This window comes from Pseudobutyrivibrio sp. OR37, from assembly GCF_900113655.1.
Lineage (GTDB): Bacteria > Bacillota > Clostridia > Lachnospirales > Lachnospiraceae > Pseudobutyrivibrio.
The window spans coordinates 1-19,502 of sequence record NZ_FOQF01000033.1 but is presented as its reverse complement, the minus strand read 5'-3'; the positions used below and the strand labels follow the sequence as shown (position 1 = coordinate 19,502).

Here is a 19,502-nt window from a genome sequence, read left to right as displayed (position 1 = left end):
CAATTAGCAAAGAGCCGATTTAATGCAAACTTAATATGTGTAAAATGCACATCTGCACTATAAAAAAGCACAATTACCTGTCAAGATAACTATGCTTTCTTGTCTGCTGTATTTTAAGTTGTCGTTCAAGTGCACTATGTTCATTTGCTCGCTCACGTTCTTAATTGGTTCTTCATCATCGTACCTCCATTCGGAAGTAGCTTCTCTCGAATGGGCTTTGTGGCTTTGGGATTTGTGATGCTACGGCAATATGCTGTGAATAGTTACTTCTTACCGTAATATTTCGCTGAAATTGGACTGATTTTCTATTACTTATTTTAGTTTACTTTTGTTAACTAAAGTGTATTTCACCATATTTCAAATATGTTGCCAAGTTACGCCACACTGTCTGAAGACATTACATCACAAATTCATATTCTCACCATTTTCACGTAATAAGCCATATCACCTAAGTAATCTCCCCAAATTCTCTTCCTTCTCAAAAAACGCCCTCTTCAACTGCAGATATTCCTCCTCAGTGCAGACCTCCCTACACTTAGGCTCAAATGATTTGGTAACCTGAAAGCATTCCTTCATGTTGTCGCATGGATATTCCTGACAGTCGGCACATGTTGTGATGCCTCTGTCCTGGCAACATTTCACCACCTGATATCTGCACCAGTTTTCAGGCTTACAGCCCCTGCAGGATATCTCTTCATTGGTCACAATATGGTCCCGATACCCAATCTTCATCCACAGCTCTGCCGTATGGCGCAACTGTTCATCAGTCTTTTCACATGGGTGCGCCACATACCTTGGGCAAGCCATGCAATCATTTCCACAAGCAGCTATTATCTTCTCCAATTTAACTCCCCTCACAAACTTGAAGTTATAGTATCCTTACTTAGTATACTTCATGTTCTAAAAAATTCACCATTATAATTTCATAATAAAACTGCCTAGTCCCATACCTGTATATTCCTGTCTAATAGACATTCCTAAGTATCCTCTATGAAGCTTTACCTTCGCCTGCAGTCAGCCCCCTGACAAAATATTTTCTAAAAAATGGATAGACCATTATTATTGGAATAATAATAATGCTTGCCAGTGCCATTCTAAGTGATTCCGTAGGTATGGTGCCCATAACAGCACCACTTATGTTCTCGTTGGATGTTAAGTAGGATGCACTCTTTTCCATGTTGTATAAAATATATTGCAGCATATATAATCCGCTGTGGGCTGAATCTGTATAGATAAGATTCTCATACCAGCTGTTCCAGTATGAAAAAGCTTCAAATATACCCACTGTAAGTATGATAGGCTTCGACATTGGAAGCACAAACTGGTAATAAAGTCTGAAGGCAGAAGCACCGTCAAGTCTTGCTGCCTCCAGAATCTCTTCTGGTATATTCCGTTGGAAATAGGTGCGCATGACAATGATATACCAGCTGGAACAGGCTATAGGCAGTATCAGTGCCAGATAAGAATTCTTTAATCCAAATAGCTGGGTATTAACTGCATAAGATGCAGCCAGCCCTCCGCTAAAAAACATTGGAATCATGATACCAACTGTTAAAATTTTTCTGTGCCTGCAGTATTTGTTACTAATAGCATATGCCATAGTGCTTATCAACAACAAAGACAATATTGTACCCACTATGGTAACTGCAAAAGTCACTCCAAAGGCTCTTAAAATATTCCCAGCATTTTTAAAAATATAAATATAAGCATCGGCTGACCACTCTGAAGGCCAAAAGCTATACCCTCTTTTAGCTATGGAGCTTTCCGATGAAACTGATATAACAAGTATTAGTACAACCGGTAAAATCATGCCCCCTGAAAGCAGCAGCATAAAAATACTAAGAACAGCATTGGCTTTTTTGCCAAGTCCCTTAATATATCCTCTAGAAACACTATTGTTCATAGGACACCTCCTTCAGGACTGATAATTTTGACCATCTTGTTGGCGACAATCAGCAAAATGCATCCAATGCCGTTTTGTATCAAACTGGCTGCTGATGAAAATCCATAATTGGACTGTTCCATAAGAGCTTTATAAACAAACACGTCAATCGTTTCTGTTGTGCTCAAAATTGAACCGGCATTTCTTGTAACCTGATAGAAAAGTCCAAAATCTGTAGAAAGAATATGCCCCAGATTCAGGAGCATCAGAACAACAATCATAAATCTAAGCTGTGGTAGGATAACATACCTGATAACCTGCCCTACTGTCGCTCCATCTGTAGCAGCGCAGTCAAACAAATCAGAGTCTATGGCGCAGATAGTTGCATAATAAATGAGCATGGAATAACCTGATGTTTTCCATAGCTGAACCAGAACCAGAATAAATGGCCATATCCCCGGTTTCAGATAAAAGTTTACCGCTTCCATTCCCAGATTTTCAAATACCCCATTAAGCATTCCCCTGTCTGCAGAAAGAAAAGCATAGACAAAATAACTGACAATAACCCATGACATAAAGTGTGGTAGAAGCATACATATCTGAACCAGGTCTCTAATCACCCTTGAATGCAGATATGATAGAATCACCGCTATAGTAACAGGGACCACAATCCCCAAAATCAGAAATGCAAGGTTATATAAAAGGGTATTTCTCACCACTCTCATCATTTGAGGATTCAACATCAGAAATCGGAAATTGGACAATCCTACCCATTCGCTTCCGTAAAAAAGGCTGTAAAAAAAATTTTTTCCCGGAACAAGCTGATATCTCTTAAATGCCAGTACTACTCCAAATATTGGGAGGTAGCAAAAGGCAACGTACCAAATGATTGTGGGAAGACAAAGAAATGTAAGCTCAATATTTATTTTATTATTTTTTATCCTCTTTTTCATACAATTCTCTATACTGAGCACAGCTGTTTATAAGCTCATCATGAGTTCCTTCTGCCAGTATCTGACCATCCTGCAAATACAGAATTCTGTCTGCACCAACGATTGTTGAAAGTCTGTGAGCGATAATTATTACTGTGCATTTACCTTTTATCCTATCCAGAGATTTGCGGATATTATCCTGTGTCACGTTATCAAGAGCACTGGTTGCTTCATCAAGAAGAAGGATTTTACAATCCCTAAGAAGTGCCCTTGCGATAGCAAGTCGCTGACGCTGCCCACCTGACAGACTGATTCCGCCCTCACCCACTATTGTGTCATACTTTTCAGGCTTAGATTCTATTTCTTCATCTATGCATGCAAGGGCTGCAGCTCTTTTCATCTCCTCTTCTGTCAGAGCCTGATTGACTATACGAAGATTATCACGAATACTCATCTGGAAAATATAAGGAGACTGAGTCACAACACTAATGCACCCTCTAAGAGACTCTCTGTCAAAATCCTGTATGTTTATCCCGTCGATGGAAATCATACCTGAAAAAGGATCATAGAGTCTGCTTATGAGATTCATTATTGTAGTTTTACCTGAACCGCTCCTTCCAACCAAAGCAACTGTTTCCCCTGGTTTTATTGTGAAGCTGAGATTCTGAAGCACCCATCTTGTAGAAGTCTTAAGCTTTCCTATGTTGTATGAGAAGCTTACTTTCTTAAATTCTATCTCTCCATTCAGATTTGTATTATGGATGCTTCCAAATTTCTCTTTTGGAAATACATTGTCATCAGTAATGTCACGAAGCCGCTCGCATGAAAGATTAAACTGTGTAACAAAATCAAGTATTGTTCCAAGTAGCACAGTTGCTGGCGTTCCCAGCTTTGAATAATAGTTAAAAAGAACTAATGCAGTGGCAACATTCAGTTTTTCTACCGAAAGAAGACCTGCCAAAATGGCTATAAATGCAAGTGCACCACCCTCACGTATTACGGAAATGACCAGCCTGTAGCTTCTGTTCACCGCATCCCACTTCATTCTTGAATCATTGGCTCCTACAATACGCTCCTTCAGTTCCCTTTCAAACTGACCTTCTGCATTCAGCAGCTTGATATCCTTTACTCCACGGACCATTTCTCCAACTATGCCTGTATATCTTTCTGCATAGTTTCGATATACACGTCCGTTGTCCTTGGATACCTTCTGTCTCCTAAGCTCTAAAGCGATCTGCACAGATAAAAGTAGCACAACAGCAATAAACACTATAGGACTTACTATAATCATTGCTGCCAGGATGCCTACATATTGGCAAATCTGAGAAATGTTATCAGCCAAAGTATTAAATGCAGTAGCCAGATTAGATGTGTCGACTGTAAGTCTTTGGATAAAGAGGCCTGTACCATTATCCTCCATTTCCTTATTCTCAATTTTTAAAACACTTTCTGAAATATCTGCTTCAAGCAATGTCAATGTTTTGTTGTACACAACATTGTATGCCCAGTTACAGCCTGCCATTATTACCGATGAAGCGATATTAACAACAAACAAAGCAAAGGCCGTACAAATCACTTGATAAATTGCCACATCTGTAAGCTCTACAATAATCCTGGCACTTAAAACTGGTCCTATAATCATAAATACAACACTGATTAGCTGAAGTAAAACAGCAAGAAAAAGGTATTTCTTGCTGGCCTGTGTGTACTTCCACGTAAAAATCAGATTTTCTTTAAGTGAGCCACGTACCGCAAACCTAAAAATCAGTATATTTTTCCCTACAGTCCCATCTTCATACTGATAAGTTGGTGCTGACTTCCATCCATGAAGTGTTTTTATAAGCACAAGTGACTCAGACTCTTTTAACGGGTTATACTCCTCCCCCTCTAGAGTCAGCCTAATTTCCAGCTTATCTGCCTTTCTGGCTGTCCTCACCAGAACCTGGCATTTATTCCCAAAAGTGCTTTGATAATCAAGCAGCATTTCCTCCAAAGACAATCGGAAACGCAGTCTATCATCCTTTAAAATCCCTGCCTTTTCAAGCTCGGTCGAAAGGTCTATGATAAGTCTGTCTATCGATTTATTATCCAATAATATCTTTGTGTTCATGGCTTCTCACACTTTAATCAAACTGCTTTAAATATTCATCAAGTTGCCTTTGAGCTTCCTCCCTGACCTTTTCAAGCCCTGCAGCTTCCATAAGCTCACGCATTTCAGCTACCGCCTTGTCTGTATCGGAGGTACCTGTTACCAGCTCTGCACTGTAACTGCTCCATATAGCGTCTAGCGCAGCAATCTCAGCTTCTACATTTGTAGGATCAAATGAAAATCCCTTTGTGTCGCTGACTCTTGCATCTTTATAGCCCTCATAGACCTTTTCCCACTGTTTTGGATCAGCCAGATTCTCTTTGTCTGCAGAAACCACAGAGGCGCTTACTGCAGGTCCGGTAATAAAGGCATCCTGCATATAATGCTCACTTCCCTCCGGCAGTCGAATCACGGTGTCTTTATAATACTCGAAGTGTTTTCCTTCTATTCCATAGGCAAGTGTATCTCTGAATTGTCTGTCAGTGTACATAAGCTCCATATATTTTAGGCAAGCCTCTACATTCTTTTCCGAAGCTGCTGCATTTATTGCAATAAGAGATCCCTGCTGGGTTGAGCGGGACATATTAGGGCCAATGAATCTTACAAGCTTAACATTAAAACCATAGGCCTCTGGATCTGACCACCCCATAAATCCTGTCCATGCCGTTCCAGTACGCACTGGAGTCTGTATGGACTTTGGAACCTCTGTAGTAGTTGCCGCATCAGGATTAATATATGATAATTCATACCATTTATGAAGATTCTTAAGCATTCCCATGTATTCCATATCATCAAATACAGGTATTATTTTTGTTCCTTCTGCCGTACCTGCCTTGCTGTAAGGTATCACAAGATACTTTGAAACAATTCTCTCATGAACCTGAAAGGCACCGCTTAAGCCAGAGTTTGGAATATAAAATGGATAGTCCTCTGGATGATCCTCCTTCCACTGCTTAAGATAAGGCTCCAAATCTGCAAAAGACATTTTCTCTGGAAGAGTCATCCCCTTCTCATCCTCAAAATAGTCGCTGTTCATGCGGAAAAACACCTCTGCCCCAAGGTCTTTAAGCATTGGAACTCCATATATTTTTCCATGCAAAGTTCCAACCTCCCACCATGGGTCAACTGCCTGGTACAGCTGTGGAGCAACCTCCTGTACTTTTTCGGTAATGTCTGCATAGTACCCCTTACCTGCATTGCCATCAAAGTCGTTGCACCAATCGCAGCTAAAAGCCATGTCATAATAGTCCCCAGTCTGCAAATCCAGGTCAAACTGTTCTTCTGTCTTGTAGATTATTTTGGCTGTAACACCAATCTTTTCGGCAGATATTTCATTCGCTTTTTTAAGCACCTCTTCAGCATCATCACAAGCAGTCCCATCAGGTGTATATGTCCACCAGATAATTTCTATCGGCTCATTTTTATTATTTGAAATATCACTCACCTGACTTTCACCACTTTGGGCAGCATTCCCACAGCCGCCAATTATGATGCTCATAAGTAAACAAAGTACAACAACCCTTCTTTTCATATTTTCACTTCTCCTTTATACCCTATTACAGAAACAGCTTGCAGAACAAATCATCTGCAAGCTGTTTTTCATCTAGTCATTATAATGTTATTTAACTCTAATTAATTCGATGATGAAGGATGTGGCATGTAGTCATAAAGCTTCATTGCTGTAGATGAAATAGGCATACTCTGAAGCACTATCTTACCTGGGCCACTAACTACTGTGTTGAATAATCCCTCTCCACCAAAGAGAACGTTCTTTACGCCCTTGATAGTGCGGATTTCCATATTGCAGTTTTCTGACATTGCAGCAAGATTTCCAGAATCAACAATCTTTACTTCACCAGCCGCCAATTCATAATCGTGAGCTGAACCATCCACCTCAAGGAATACGATTCCTGATCCTGTGAATTTTCTCATAAGGAAGCCTTCACCGCCGAAAAGGCCGCTGCCTATTCTCTTCTGAATGAATACTTCAGATTTAACATCACCAACTGTTGCCAGATAAGAGCCCTTCTGAACGACAATGCCATTGCCTGGTGTGATTTCAATAGCTCTGATTGAGCCTGGGAACTTTGATGCAAATACAATTTCACCTGCATGACTTGCAACATAAGTATTTAAAAACATGCTTTCCCCGGTAACCAATCTGCCGAACATCTTGCCTAAGCCGCCGGCTTCTGTCTGCATTTCAATGCCTTCATCCATCCATGCCATAGCACCTGCTTCGCATTGAACTGATTCTCCCTGATTAAGCTTGCACTTAAGTATTGGTAAGCTTTCTCCACAAATCTCGTAATTCATAATCCTCCTCCTTTTTATGTGTAAATAATTAGCATATAAATATCTTACTACTTAGTAGTTTCAATATCTGTAAAAAAAATGTGAAACCTAATTAGACTACAACTAAATTTCTAAAATCTGCCATACCACCAAGCTGTTTTGTAGCATAAGAGAAAATACCGATTCGATATCCTACAAACAAATCCAAGGTGTAGTGCATCTGTAAAGGATCACCCACTTCTACAAAGCTTTCCCCATCTACAGAATAATAAAAATATGCCTTATCCTCATTTTCAAAATCAAACACGATTCGTAAGGTAAGGCTTTCTGCATTAAAGCCTGTTATATCTGAAACTGGGATGCGCTCCTTAATTCCATCCTTGAAGGCAGTAAACAAAATAAGCTGCCCATTTTCCTTTGTAATACCTATCTGGCCGTACTCTCCCATGAAGGCTGCAACACCGGCATAGTCTCCATCAATCATATTTGAGAAATCACCTTCTACCGTATATACGGATTTAGGTGTGATTGTCTTTTCGGTAAGTGTGTTTCTTGCAGTAAGCAATCCATCACACACCTGAGCATTCTTAAGTCGCAGATATCCTGGGCGTTCTGTAAATGACCATGCATCATCTATTGGATTGTGATTCCACTGAAACTGCAATGGCAGTTTATTTTCACTGTGATTAAAGCTATCGCTGATGACAATAGGCGCTGTCTTCACCTCTGTCATATCTATCTCAAACTCTACTGGTGCTTTGCCATCTATTCCGATTACTGGCCAATCCTCCTGCCAGTCCATTGGAAGTAGATATGGAATTCTTCCTACTGCCCCATGATCCTGGAACAGCATGCTATACCATTTATCACCAGTATCAATAAGCACGCCCTGGGCTATACCGCAATTACGATATCCCATATCATCGTCAAAAATCACCTTTCGCTCAAATGGACCATCTAAAGATTTTCCGCGATAGCAAACCTCTCGTCTTCTGCTATTGCCTTCACCTTCCTTTGGCCATTCGATGAAGCAAAAATACATATAGCCATTCTTCACATGAGCGCGACAGCCCTCGCAGCGAAGCATGATGCCATCCTTTGGAGTGGAAAAAAGCAGCTTGTTTAATCCGCCTTCCTTGATACCCTTCAAATCGTCCTGAAGCTCCGTGATATGTATATCTCCATTGCCATACACAAGATAAGATTTTCCCTCCCAAAACAGGAAACTCATATCGTGATAAATTCCCTCAAGCTCCACACGCTGCCAGAAGGATTTTTCAATATCCTCTGTAAAATATATGTATGTCTTTTTCATATCGTTGCAGACAAAAGCTGCATAGAAAAGACCGTTTCTGTATGCTAAAGATGTAGCCCACTGGCAGGCTCCATAAGCATTCTTTCCGTTCTTTAATTGATAGATATCGTTATCCTCTATCTTGTCAAAAATATAGGAAACAATCTCCCAATTCTTCAAATCCTTAGAGCGAAGTATTGGCGCTCCAGGTGTAAAAAACATGGTAGTGCTAACCATATAATAAAAACCATTAGCCCTTATTACATCAATATCTGGCATGTCCATGTTAATTAATGGATTTAAAACCTTCATTACATTACCCTCCTTAATCAACAGATTTATTGTAATGTACCATAACCATTAAATCCACAAAAAGTTGACATTTTCTCCCAGATATTCATAATAGTTATAATGTCTAAACAGAACTAACACACTAGGAAGGATTCTTATAATATGAACTCACAAGACAAGATTAAAGGCATCATTTTTATACTACTTGCAGCCTTAGGATTTTCACTTATGACATTTTTCGTTAGAATTTCTGGAGATTTGCCTACAATGCAAAAAGCATTCTTTAGAAATTTTGTTGCACTTATAGTTGCCAGCTCTGCCATCATCAAAAGTGGCAAAGGCATACACATTGGCAAAGGAAACCGACTTGATGTATTTCTTCGCTGCGCCTTCGGTACCTCTGGCCTTATTGCAAACTTCTATGCTATCGACAGACTGGGCATTGCAGATGCAAACATGCTGAACAAGCTATCACCATTCTTTGCAATCATCCTTTCAATCTTCATACTGAAGGAAGTCCCAAGCAAATTTGATATTCTAACAACCATAATAGCTTTTATCGGCGCCTTATTTATCATCCGCCCTACTGGCGCTTTTACAGCAGTATTTCCTGCACTTATGGGTCTTTTCGGAGGATTTGGAGCCGGCACCGCCTACGTATTTGTAAGAAAGGTAACAAATAAGGGAGTGCAAACAGCCATCGTGGTATTTGCATTCTCCCTGTTTTCATGCTTGGTAACACTACCATTTTTAATTATTAATTACGTTCCTATGACACCACTACAGTGGCTATATTTATTCCTTGCAGGCGTATCTGCATCATTAGGCCAATTTTCAATCACAACTGCCTACAAATATGCCCCAGCCAAAGAAATTTCCGTGTTCGACTACACTCAGGTAATCTTCGCAGCCATGCTTGGAATCATATTCCTGGGCGAAGTACCTGAAGCCCTTAGCATTATCGGATATGCGATAATAATCGGTGTTGCCATCATACGCTGGCACCGTAACCTAAAGGCAGCCTAACCTAGCCGCTATTCAAGGGCTAGAACTTGCAGGTGAAGGTAATGATTCCATCACGCCAGCTTACTTTGATGTCGCCGTGGTAGCGCTCCATAAGGCCCTGGGCGATGGAAAGACCTACGCCGTAGCCTTCTTTGTCTATGTTGTGAGCCTCGTCACCTCGGTAGAAGCGGTCGAAGAAACGATGGTAATCAGTGTCTTCACCGCTTTCATAGCTGTTTGAAACACGAAGGTAAATGTTCTTTTTCTTTTTATCTGTACCAAGTCCAATGGTAACTTTTCCAGCATCATCACAATACTTGATTGCGTTATCAATAAGCAGGGTAGCTATCTGTCTTATATCCCCTTCGTGGGCCAGCATGCTTACCCCATCTGATATGGAAAGCTCTAAGGTCTTGCCATCGGATAATGCCACCGGCTCAAAAGTCTTTGCAGTATCCTTTACAATGGCTGTAAAATCTGTTTCTACGCGGTCTTCCTTACTATCCTTTTCACTGGCACGTGTAACCAGCACCAGATTTTGAATCAGTCCAGTGAGTCTGTCTACCTGACGCATTGTGGACTGGGTCCATTCATTGTCTGTCCCCATCATCTCAAGCATTTCCGTATTTGCCTTAATTACTGCAAGTGGAGTCTTCAGCTCGTGGCTGGCATTTGTAATAAAGGATTTTTGTAATTCCGCATTTTTGATTTCAGGCTGGATGATTCGCTCCGCCCAAACTCTTATGACAGATGCAGATATAATCATTCCTAGTCCAATCAAAATACATGCCAAAAGCACTAATCGGCGGTTGATTGAAACCTGGGTGCTGCAGTCTAGTACAACTACAATTTTGCCCCCATTTTCTCTTTTGGCAACCATGTAATAATAATCGTCGTAGCTGCCAAATTTGAACCAGCGCTTCATTACCGTATTTGCGTAGGTAACAGCCTGTGATGGCTCAACTGCTGCAGTGTGTGATGTGATTACTCGCTCCAAAGCGCCCTCCTTGGTGAAGGTTACTGCGAAATATCTTGTAGAATAATAAAATTCATCCGATATATATCCGCTTTCAACACCAAAAAGCTTCTCCAGCTGGGAGACAAACTCGTTTTTATTTTGAATGGTTTCCCCATCATCCTTCATTTCACCAGATTCGATGTCATCGCTATCATATTGCATGGGAAGGACGCCATCATTTTGCACGATATAAGTAATGCTATCCTTAATCTGGCTTCTAGTCATAAGCGCGTTAAAAACATAAATACATCCAGCAATAAATGTCATTACCACAAAAAAAGAAAGCATTGCCGTCAATATGAACTTATTTTTTAATCTTTGAATCGCTTTTTCACTCATTTATAATCACCTGGAATGGGCCACCCTTTTCGCCCTTTATCTCCACTTTTGAATCAATATAAGAAAGCTTGCCCTGCAGGAAATTTACGTACAGCCAAACTGTTTCCTCCGAAGCCTCTGCTTCATCATTCCATACGTGCTCAAGCAGATAATTGTTATCCACGGAATGCTCCTGATTAAGAAGAAGTGACTGCATCAGTGAAAATTCCTTGATGGATAGACGAACAGTGTTTGAAGAAATCATCTCCAAGCTGTCTGATTTTAGGGTTACATCCCCGTAGGACAGTTCCTTGGCGGCGTACTGGCTGCCTCGTCTAGTGAGGGCCTTCACTCTTGCCATCAGCTCCTTCATGGCAAAAGGCTTAGTCAGATAATCGTCGGCACCTGCGTCTAACCCTTCTACTCTGTCATCCACTTCTGCCTTTGCTGTAAGCATAAGCACTGGTGTAAGGATGTTTCTTCCGCGAATTTCCTTTAATACCTCTAGTCCAGTCATTTTTGGCATCATGATGTCTAAAACGATGCCATCGTACCCATTGCTAAGGGCCATATCAAGGGCCTCCTTGCCATCGTATGTGCTGTCCACATCGAACCCCTGCATTTCTAACATTTGGGTAACGACCTTATTTAAATCTACAGTATCTTCTGCAAGTAAGATTTTCATATATTTTTTATAAATCCTTTCTGATCATGTCTCTGATGGTTTGCATTGACATGTCGGTAGATGCCAGCTCGTCTGCGCATCTTTTAAGCTCTGCAATGATTAGCTTGTCCTGCTCGCTGGCAGTCTTTTTATAATGGATGTGGTGCTCTAAGGCTGCCCAGGTATCCATGGAAATGGTTCTAAGCTGCATCTCCACATAATATTTATTGTCGTATCTCAAAATCACATGGAGACTGCGATAGCCGTTTGGCTTGGCATGCTTGATGTAGTCCTTTTCCTCTACCACCTCAACCTTGTCGATGCTTTTCAGATGGTCACGCACCTTGTACACATCACTTATAAATGCACAAACAACCCTTATGCCGATGGCATCATGAATTACATTTAGAGCCGACTGGGTGTTTTCAGGAAGTGCTTGCCTTCTGCATTTTTCACGCATGCTCTCCTCGGATTTGATGCGGGCCAGGCAATGCTCTATGGGATCACTTCCATTTTCCTCCAGCATATTTGCCCTAAGCTCATCAATGGAACCCATTATTATATTCATAACATCCATCATAGCTTCCCTATGATTTCCATAGATTGATTCTTCCATGTATTCTCCTTATTCCAATACCGAATCTACTAGTACGAAGTAGGTGCCTTCGCCTTTTTTGTAGGTGGCGAATTTGCCTACTACGGTGATTTTTGTGCCATCGTCTGGGTATTCCTGTTCCTCTGGAAGCACATATTCTATACCCTCGGTGCAGCACCCCAGCGCATCATATACAATGCAGGAATGGGTGCCACCGTGAGTAGTATTGCTGTCTCCATCCATTCTCACCATCTGACCTTTATAGTTGTCGGGATGGGAGAGCATATCGTACACATAGGAATATACCATGGTAGATGACATGGTGGTTAAATCCACATCTACATCCTCTACCTTTTTAGTTTTTCCACAGCCAGCAAGTGTAAGGATTATACCAGCTGTTAATAAAATTAAAGTAAACTTTTTCATATCAATAACATATCTTTATTTAAAATCTATAACAGAATCCGCCACCCCCATGGTGGATTTTCTGTGTGATACAAGTACCACTGTTTTGTCCTTGGATTCCTCCTTGAGAGACTTTAATATTATACCCTCATTTAGAGAATCCAGGGAGCTGGTTGGTTCGTCCAGTAGCATCATATTTCCGTCGTGGAGGAAGGCTCTGGCGATTCCAATCCTTTGCTTTTCGCCTCCTGATAAGGTAGATCCAAGCTCACCAACCACCGTATCATATCCATGTGATAATCCCGTGATAAAATCATGAAGGCTGGCAGACTTGGCCGCCTCGATAATCTCATCCCTTGTGGCATCCACCTTGCCAACGGCGATATTTTTTGCAATGGTGTCACGGCTCACCCAGGTCTCCTGAGTAACAAAGGACTGATTAGCGCGTAAGGATTCGGTGTTGATGTAATCAATTTCCACTGGACCATCCACCTTGTCGTAGTAATGAATCTGTCCAGCATCTATCTTCCAAAATCTCATTAAAAGGCGAAGCAGGGTAGATTTTCCGCTGCCACTTGGCCCATGGATTCCAAGAATCTGCCCCTTTTTAATATCAACAGACACGTTCTTAAGAACCTGAGCATTCTCATAGGAAAATGAGATATTGTTGACAGTAGCAAGGTTTCCCCTTTTGCTTTGAACCATATCTATATCTATTCCGTCAAACACTTCCTTCACCTGTGGCTCCTCGTCCAACAAATCCAGCACACGCTTGCCGCAAGCCAGTGTCTGATTCAGACTGTTTGAAAGAGATGCCAGTGCCACCACTGGGCCAAAGGAGCTCATCATTGCCACGGTTGCAATAATCACATGCTCGAAATCAACCCTTCCCTTGTGATAGGCAAAAAGCATCACCCCTAAAACTATCAGTGAAAAGGCTTGAATAGACAGATGGGTAAGGCTCTTTTGATTCTTTTCGAATACTACCAGCTTTTCCTTTTTATCTGCCAGTGCATCTGATTTATCCTCTAATTGCTTAAGAGTTTTCTCTCCTGCCTTAAACTGAAGAGTCTCATCCACCCCGTAAAGGGCACCCAGGATGAAGCTGTTCATTTTACCAAATTCATTTCTAAAATCCATGCCTGCAGCTTCCGATTCCACTTCATTTGCCACAGGAATCATCCCACCCACTGTAACATAGGCTATAGCCGCAATTATGCCGGCGATTGGATATTGCAGGCCTATGAATACAGACATAAAAACTGATACCAAAACTGCAATGGCTATTGGAGAAATGGTGTGTGCAAAAAATACCTCTAAAAGCTCGATATCTGTGGTAATCATGGTAATCAAATTGCCCTTTTCCTTCCCCTCCAGCTTTGCCGGGCAAAGGATTCTTAGCTTTGCAAAAACTTTATGTCGGATTATGGCAAGGATTTTAAAGGCTATGTAGTGATTGCAATATTGCTCACCGTAGTGAAGAAGGCCCCTGAGAATCCCCACCGCTACGAGACCGCCAAAAAACTGTGGTAGGGCATATCGTATTTGCGGATTGTCCAGGTTTTCTGCCACAAGCGCCACCCCTTCTGCACCTATTACGGTGACAAAAATTGCACACAGATGGCCTAGCGTTCCCAGCAATATTCCAAGCAGCATCACCCCTGTAAGAGGCTTAACCAATACAAGCAGGCGAGCCATTATTTTTAAACCAGAAGATGTATCTTTTTTCATTATGATTCACCTCCTGCATAATTCTCAAGCCTGTGTTGAGCTGTAAAAAGCTTGGCGTAGCTGCCTTTATTTACCATCAGCTGGCTGTGGGTTCCCTGCTCCACAATATTTCCTGCTTCAAGCATGAAAATAGAATCGGAGCTAACCACGTTGGCAAGTCTATGAGAAATAAGGATGATGGTCTTTCCCATGTCCTTTGAAAGCTTTCTGATTACCTTCATTATGATTTCTTCTGATTCCACATCAATATTGCTGGTGCTTTCATCAAAAATATAAATCGGGCTGTTTTTAAGCAGGGCTCTGGCAAGGGCAAGCCTCTGTCTCTGTCCGCCAGAAAGATTACTGCCCCCTTCCTTAAGCTGAAGGTCAAGCCCACCCAAAGGCTTTAGCTCCTCCAAAAGATTCATTATCTTTAATGCATTCGTAAGCTTTTTATCGCTGCATTTTCCATTTCCCAATAGCAGATTATCCCTGACAGTGCCAGGGAATATAAAGCTGTTGTAGGACACTGCAGTGATGGCAGACATCAAGGAATCCTCGTTGATATCCTTTAATTCCCTGCCGCCGATAGTGATAGAGCCCTCATAGCCCTTGAACTGTCTTCTAAGAATTCCCGCAATAGTGGATTTGCCCGAGCCGGACACACCCACTATGGAAATCAGCTTGCCTGTAGGTATATTAATATTGATATTATCTAACACTCTCTCCTTATCGTAGGAAAATGCAGTATTTCTTAAGGCGATATCATAGGATTTGCCATCAAGCACTACTTTTCCATGAGCCGGCTCCTTGATATCAAGAAAATCAAATATCTTATCTGCCGCCTTCATTCCGTTCATTCCAATATGAAAATATGAACCAAGCAGTCTCATAGGCAGGAAAAACTCTGCTGATAAAAGCAGGAACATGATTGCCTCTGAAAGCTTCATCCCACCTGCTGCAAATTCATTTAAGGTCACACCAATGCCCACCGCTGCACCAGCATAGGCAATAACATCCATGATTATAGTGCTGTTCAGCTGCATGGATAGCACCTTCATGGTTATCCTTCTAAAGTTTTCCGATTCCTCGTCCATCTCATCTGCAGCCTGTCCATCGGCCCCATAAATTTTCAGGGTGGTCATGCCGTGAAGCTTCTCTAAAAATGTGTCTCCAAGTCCATAATAGATTTTGAAATATTTATCTAAAAGCTTCCTTGCCACCTTCATTACAATCATAATGACCATAGGAATTAAAGGCACTGCCACAAGTAGCACCAAAGAAACCTTAATATTATATTGGAATAAAAATAAGAACAAAGTGAAAGGAGCAAGCAGAGCGTAAACAAACTGGCTGATATATTTTCCGAAATATACCTCCAGCTGTTCAACTCCCTCGCCCATCATTTGAGTAATTTGAGCTGATGATACGTATTTACGATATCCGCTTCCAAGTCGTAGAAGCTTGGAATATATCTTTTCTCGAATCACACTCTTTACATCCACGCTAGCCTCAAAGGAAGCCTCGGTGTAAAGCCTGTCAAAAATGATTCGCGCCACCACAGAAAACAAAACTACCCCTATATAAATGAGTAGCTGTTTCGTGGTGAGCTTGTGATAATATGCTCCAGAAAGTGTTCTGGCGATACATCCTACAATAATAATCTGAGCTATTAGACCAAGCCACTGCCATACCACCTGTAGAACCACGTATCTAGTTCCATTTTTAAGCATTCTAAGTAATCTGGTCTTAATCATATAGTTTTACCTTTTTAAATACGCATAAGCACGTAATACCTCGCCCACGGACCAAGCCTGAGCATAGCAACCGCGTGCATTATGTGGCTCATCTCCATCAAAAATTTCTGAAATAGTTCCGATACAGCCTTCAGCCAAATGCTTTTCGATAGGTGCAAACATAGCCTTTGCTTCCTCGATAGCCTGAGCACTGTGACCACCTGTTTTTACATAGGCCTCTATAAATGCGCCCAGCAAAAATCCCCAGGCTGTACCCTGATGATATGCGTGGTCGCGCTTTTCCAAAGCACCCTGATAAATGCCATGGTATTGCTCGTCATCCTTATCAAGGGAGCGCAATCCCACACCTACATATAATCTTTCCTTTACCACCCTAACCACTGATTTTTCTTTTTCAGGATCAAGCATTGTAAACGGAAGACTCACTGCAAAAATCTGATTTGGACGCAGTGTAGCATCTTTATTTTCTCCATCAATAACATCATATAAATAGCCACCCTCTTCATACCAAAACTGGGAATTGAAGGCTTCCTTCACCCAAATTGCTAGCTGGCTACAGCCACCTGCGTAGGCAAGATAATTTTCTGGCTTGTTGTGGGTACGTCTGGCAATTCCTCGGGAGATTGCCTCCATTGTCATAAGGGCGTTGTACCACAAAGCGTTGATTTCTACTGGCTTGCCGTGTCTAGGGGTGACTACCTCATCACCGATGCGCACATCCATCCAGGTAACCTGATCCAGTCCACCACCGGCGCGCATAAGGGCGTCATCATCCATTCCTATAGAGAAATTTGTACCCTTTCTGTAGGCACCCATTATTTCCTGCAAGCCTGGGTAGATTTCTTCCTCTACAAACTTCCAAGCCTCATCCGTATCTACATATTTAAGATAATTGTAGACAGCATAGAAATACCAAAGTGATGCATCAGCAGTATTGTATAAAGGGTCTTCACCACCATCTGGGAACATGTTTGGAACAAGGCCATTTTTAATATATTTTGCAAAAGAAAGTAGGATTGATTTTGCATCATCAAAACGTCCTGTCTCAAGGCAAAGGCCTGTAAAGGCAATCATTGTATCTCTGCCCCAATCTGTAAACCAAGGATAGCCTGCTATTACAGTCTTTCTTCCAGTGGATTGTCTATCAACAATGAATTGGTCTGCTGCCACTGTAAGAATCTGAGCCAGCTCATCATCCTCATCAAAGCCAGCTTTTTCAATAAGCTCTGCCACTCTCTTTTTATTTTTCTCTATCTGGATAAAGGCTGTATCCTTTTCGATTACTGGAAATGGCTTCCAAGTCGCCTTATTTCTTCCAGTGCTGTCATTAACCTCCACTGTACATACAAAGGATGCTCTTGAAACGCCACCTGCAGCCACCTCCATTACAAAATCGTATGGCTTAAGATGACAATCAAGACCGTCGGCCTCGTTATCTATTTCAAACTGAAGCTCCATGTTTTCATCATAAACATTGTTGCGCTTCACCATCTCGCAGCCAGCTGCAATAAGGCTGATTCGTACTTTTGAATTGCTAACAGGGGAATAGTAAAAGCCCACATTATCTGATTCTGCATTGCGATATTCCTTGAAGACTTCCTCTGGAAGCTCCCAGCGCAAATCATCTACTGTCATGTGCTCGCCATGCTCGCGATAATTCATAAGAGGTGTTATGACAACTCCGGCCTCTGGGCCATTGTTTTCTAACGTATATGCGATAGTACATTGGTTTTTACCCTGTACCAAAGAAATTGTTTTAGTAAGACGCATTCCACCAGCTTCGTAAACGTAGGTAATGTTACCATCGTATTTGAAGCTCTTTAAATGCATGTTGCCTTGATTGAATTCACTAGTATATGGCCCCTTGTGCTGTGCTGTAGTTAAATCGTATATACGGCTTCCGCACACAAGACGCTCATTAGTCTTTGAAAACACCAGATATCGTTCAACTGGTGGATGTAGGCTGGCGATCAGATAACCCTGATGCATTCTGGCGTGTGCACCGATGATACTACTTCCAGCATACCCTCCAATACCATTTGTAAGTAACCATTCTTTGAACAAGCAGTTCTTATAGTTATTTAACTTATCAAATACAATTTCAAAACTCATTATTCTTCTCCATCCCTTCTTCGATAGTTTCTATTATACACAATATGTCTCAAATATAAAAACTAAATAGACATTTTAACAAAAAAATATGGACCAGTCATAAAACTGGTCCATAGGTTAAAAATAGGAGTAATAATGAATCTATTAGATAAGTGAAGCAACACACTTTTCAACTTCCTTCATGTCTGCTGTAGGCTCAAAACGAGCAACCACATTGCCATCTCTATCAATGATGAACTTTGTGAAGTTCCACTTAATCTCTGAATTGTTCTTGTAGTCCTTGTCAATTGTCTTAAGCATAGCGCTCATAGCAAGTGCCTTTGGACCTTTACCAAATCCTTCGAAGGTCTTCTGTGACTTAAGGTACTTGAAAAGCTCGATAGCTGTCTCACCGTTTACATCAGCCTTCTTCATCTGTGGGAACTGTGTATTGTAATGAAGTGAGCAGAACTCATGGATTTCATCATCAGTACCAGGTGTCTGTCCTGCAAACTGGTTACAAGGAACATCAACAATCTCTAAGCCCTTCTCATGATATGTCTCGTAGATGCTTTCGATATCCTTGTACTGTGGAGTAAAGCCGCAGCCTGTAGCTGTGTTTACTACCATAACAACCTTACCCTTGTAATCTGCCATTGCCTGTGTCTCACCATTTGTCTTTTCAACAGTTAAATCATAGAATCCCATTTCAATTCCTCCTTGATATTTACAAATTCAATTGTGTGCAATCGGTTTTATTGATTAGATTGTACGCAATTAAATTACGTTTGTCAACATCTTTTTTTGAAATATTTATGAAAGATTAATGAATAGCATTTTTCAATCTGATAAAATCTATATATCATTAATGTAGGTAATTGCGAAACTCGCTGATGCTCGTCCGCAATCTTGATTATAAAATCGGATATTTCGCGCATAGGCGCGGAATTACTTTTGAAAGATAATTTTAGGCGCACTAAATAAGCCTGACTTATGAAGTTGGTAAGTCCTAAGCGATTAAAGGTTTCAGGCTACGGACAAATTCATGGTGGTTAATTTTATCAGCCAAAATGACAGTTACAAGCTGAGTTATTCCAGCAAGTATCAGATCAGCATGAAGAGTTTTTTCGTTTTGAGTTCTGCGTCCAGCAAGGCA

General features: G+C 41.2%; 16 protein-coding genes and 1 pseudogene. 1 reads left to right on the top strand and 16 read right to left on the bottom strand.

Features of this window, described 5'->3' with window-relative positions:
• Window positions 1-444: 444 nt before the first annotated feature.
• The 7 genes from BM097_RS13460 to BM097_RS13430 form a co-directional block, all read right to left on the bottom strand.
• A complete protein-coding gene (locus BM097_RS13460; protein WP_090551201.1) occupies window positions 445-843 on the bottom strand; it encodes a DUF3795 domain-containing protein in 399 nt (132 codons plus the stop codon).
• Window positions 844-988: 145 nt separating this feature from the next.
• Complete coding sequence (locus tag BM097_RS13455; RefSeq protein WP_090551196.1) at window positions 989-1,903, bottom strand: carbohydrate ABC transporter permease; 915 nt, start codon at window positions 1,901-1,903, stop codon at window positions 989-991.
• Entirely contained in the window at window positions 1,900-2,598 is a 699-nt protein-coding gene (locus tag BM097_RS13450) for an ABC transporter permease subunit (protein ID WP_177197471.1), read from the bottom strand. The genes BM097_RS13455 and BM097_RS13450 overlap by 4 nt, the downstream gene beginning before the upstream one ends.
• 214 nt (window positions 2,599-2,812) lie before the next feature.
• Entirely contained in the window at window positions 2,813-4,924 is a 2,112-nt protein-coding gene (locus BM097_RS13445) for an ABC transporter ATP-binding protein (protein ID WP_090551188.1), read from the bottom strand.
• A gap of 13 nt (window positions 4,925-4,937) precedes the next feature.
• Entirely contained in the window at window positions 4,938-6,434 is a 1,497-nt protein-coding gene (locus tag BM097_RS13440; RefSeq protein WP_090551183.1) for an ABC transporter substrate-binding protein, read from the bottom strand.
• A gap of 101 nt (window positions 6,435-6,535) precedes the next feature.
• Window positions 6,536-7,219 carry a TIGR00266 family protein gene (locus BM097_RS13435; RefSeq protein ID WP_090551179.1) on the bottom strand — a complete coding sequence of 228 codons (684 nt, stop codon included), beginning with the start codon at window positions 7,217-7,219 and terminating at the stop codon, window positions 6,536-6,538.
• 91 nt (window positions 7,220-7,310) lie between these two features.
• On the bottom strand, window positions 7,311-8,804 hold the full coding sequence (locus tag BM097_RS13430; protein ID WP_090551175.1) for a glycoside hydrolase family 43 protein: 1,494 nt from the start codon (window positions 8,802-8,804) through the stop codon (window positions 7,311-7,313).
• Between the two features lie 141 nt (window positions 8,805-8,945).
• On the opposite strand from BM097_RS13430, the gene BM097_RS13425 reads away from it, so the two are divergent.
• Complete coding sequence (locus BM097_RS13425) at window positions 8,946-9,809, top strand: DMT family transporter (RefSeq protein WP_090551172.1); 864 nt, start codon at window positions 8,946-8,948, stop codon at window positions 9,807-9,809.
• A 19-nt stretch (window positions 9,810-9,828) separates the two neighbouring features.
• Here BM097_RS13425 and BM097_RS13420 read toward each other — a convergent pair whose 3' ends face one another.
• The 9 genes and pseudogenes from BM097_RS13420 to BM097_RS16940 form a co-directional block, all read right to left on the bottom strand.
• Window positions 9,829-11,145 carry a sensor histidine kinase gene (locus BM097_RS13420; protein WP_090551168.1) on the bottom strand — a complete coding sequence of 439 codons (1,317 nt, stop codon included), beginning with the start codon at window positions 11,143-11,145 and terminating at the stop codon, window positions 9,829-9,831.
• The gene (locus BM097_RS13415; RefSeq protein ID WP_090551164.1) at window positions 11,138-11,809 is read right to left on the bottom strand and encodes a response regulator transcription factor; all 672 of its coding nucleotides are present in this window, start codon (window positions 11,807-11,809) and stop codon (window positions 11,138-11,140) included. Before BM097_RS13415 ends, BM097_RS13420 begins: the two co-directional genes overlap by 8 nt.
• A 7-nt stretch (window positions 11,810-11,816) precedes the next feature.
• Window positions 11,817-12,404 carry a GTP pyrophosphokinase gene (locus BM097_RS13410; RefSeq protein WP_090551160.1) on the bottom strand — a complete coding sequence of 196 codons (588 nt, stop codon included), beginning with the start codon at window positions 12,402-12,404 and terminating at the stop codon, window positions 11,817-11,819.
• A gap of 9 nt (window positions 12,405-12,413) precedes the next feature.
• A complete protein-coding gene (locus BM097_RS13405; protein ID WP_090551155.1) occupies window positions 12,414-12,809 on the bottom strand; it encodes a hypothetical protein in 396 nt (131 codons plus the stop codon).
• Between the two features lie 15 nt (window positions 12,810-12,824).
• Complete coding sequence (locus BM097_RS13400) at window positions 12,825-14,519, bottom strand: amino acid ABC transporter ATP-binding/permease protein (protein WP_090551151.1); 1,695 nt, start codon at window positions 14,517-14,519, stop codon at window positions 12,825-12,827.
• Window positions 14,519-16,255 (bottom strand): ABC transporter ATP-binding protein/permease, encoded by a 1,737-nt coding sequence (locus tag BM097_RS13395; RefSeq protein ID WP_090551148.1) that lies wholly within the window; start codon window positions 16,253-16,255, stop codon window positions 14,519-14,521. The genes BM097_RS13400 and BM097_RS13395 overlap by 1 nt, the downstream gene beginning before the upstream one ends.
• A gap of 6 nt (window positions 16,256-16,261) precedes the next feature.
• The gene (locus tag BM097_RS13390; protein WP_090551144.1) at window positions 16,262-18,367 is read right to left on the bottom strand and encodes an amylo-alpha-1,6-glucosidase; all 2,106 of its coding nucleotides are present in this window, start codon (window positions 18,365-18,367) and stop codon (window positions 16,262-16,264) included.
• A 144-nt stretch (window positions 18,368-18,511) separates the two neighbouring features.
• Window positions 18,512-19,054 carry a glutathione peroxidase gene (locus tag BM097_RS13385; RefSeq protein ID WP_090551141.1) on the bottom strand — a complete coding sequence of 181 codons (543 nt, stop codon included), beginning with the start codon at window positions 19,052-19,054 and terminating at the stop codon, window positions 18,512-18,514.
• Between the two features lie 301 nt (window positions 19,055-19,355).
• Window positions 19,356-19,502: pseudogene (locus BM097_RS16940) on the bottom strand (ISNCY family transposase); the annotation flags it as partial.

Coding starts and splice junctions, on each gene's coding strand:
- BM097_RS13405 (WP_090551155.1), bottom strand. CDS start 12,809: ATGAAAAAGTTTACTTTAATTTTATTAACAGCTGGTATAATCCTTACA.
- BM097_RS13395 (WP_090551148.1), bottom strand. CDS start 16,255: ATGATTAAGACCAGATTACTTAGAATGCTTAAAAATGGAACTAGATAC.
- BM097_RS13400 (WP_090551151.1), bottom strand. CDS start 14,519: ATGAAAAAAGATACATCTTCTGGTTTAAAAATAATGGCTCGCCTGCTT.
- BM097_RS13410 (WP_090551160.1), bottom strand. CDS start 12,404: ATGGAAGAATCAATCTATGGAAATCATAGGGAAGCTATGATGGATGTT.
- BM097_RS13425 (WP_090551172.1), top strand. CDS start 8,946: ATGAACTCACAAGACAAGATTAAAGGCATCATTTTTATACTACTTGCA.
- BM097_RS13390 (WP_090551144.1), bottom strand. CDS start 18,367: ATGAGTTTTGAAATTGTATTTGATAAGTTAAATAACTATAAGAACTGC.
- BM097_RS13455 (WP_090551196.1), bottom strand. CDS start 1,903: ATGAACAATAGTGTTTCTAGAGGATATATTAAGGGACTTGGCAAAAAA.
- BM097_RS13435 (WP_090551179.1), bottom strand. CDS start 7,219: ATGAATTACGAGATTTGTGGAGAAAGCTTACCAATACTTAAGTGCAAG.
- BM097_RS13440 (WP_090551183.1), bottom strand. CDS start 6,434: ATGAAAAGAAGGGTTGTTGTACTTTGTTTACTTATGAGCATCATAATT.
- BM097_RS13415 (WP_090551164.1), bottom strand. CDS start 11,809: ATGAAAATCTTACTTGCAGAAGATACTGTAGATTTAAATAAGGTCGTT.
- BM097_RS13385 (WP_090551141.1), bottom strand. CDS start 19,054: ATGGGATTCTATGATTTAACTGTTGAAAAGACAAATGGTGAGACACAG.
- BM097_RS13420 (WP_090551168.1), bottom strand. CDS start 11,145: ATGAGTGAAAAAGCGATTCAAAGATTAAAAAATAAGTTCATATTGACG.
- BM097_RS13445 (WP_090551188.1), bottom strand. CDS start 4,924: ATGAACACAAAGATATTATTGGATAATAAATCGATAGACAGACTTATC.
- BM097_RS13430 (WP_090551175.1), bottom strand. CDS start 8,804: ATGAAGGTTTTAAATCCATTAATTAACATGGACATGCCAGATATTGAT.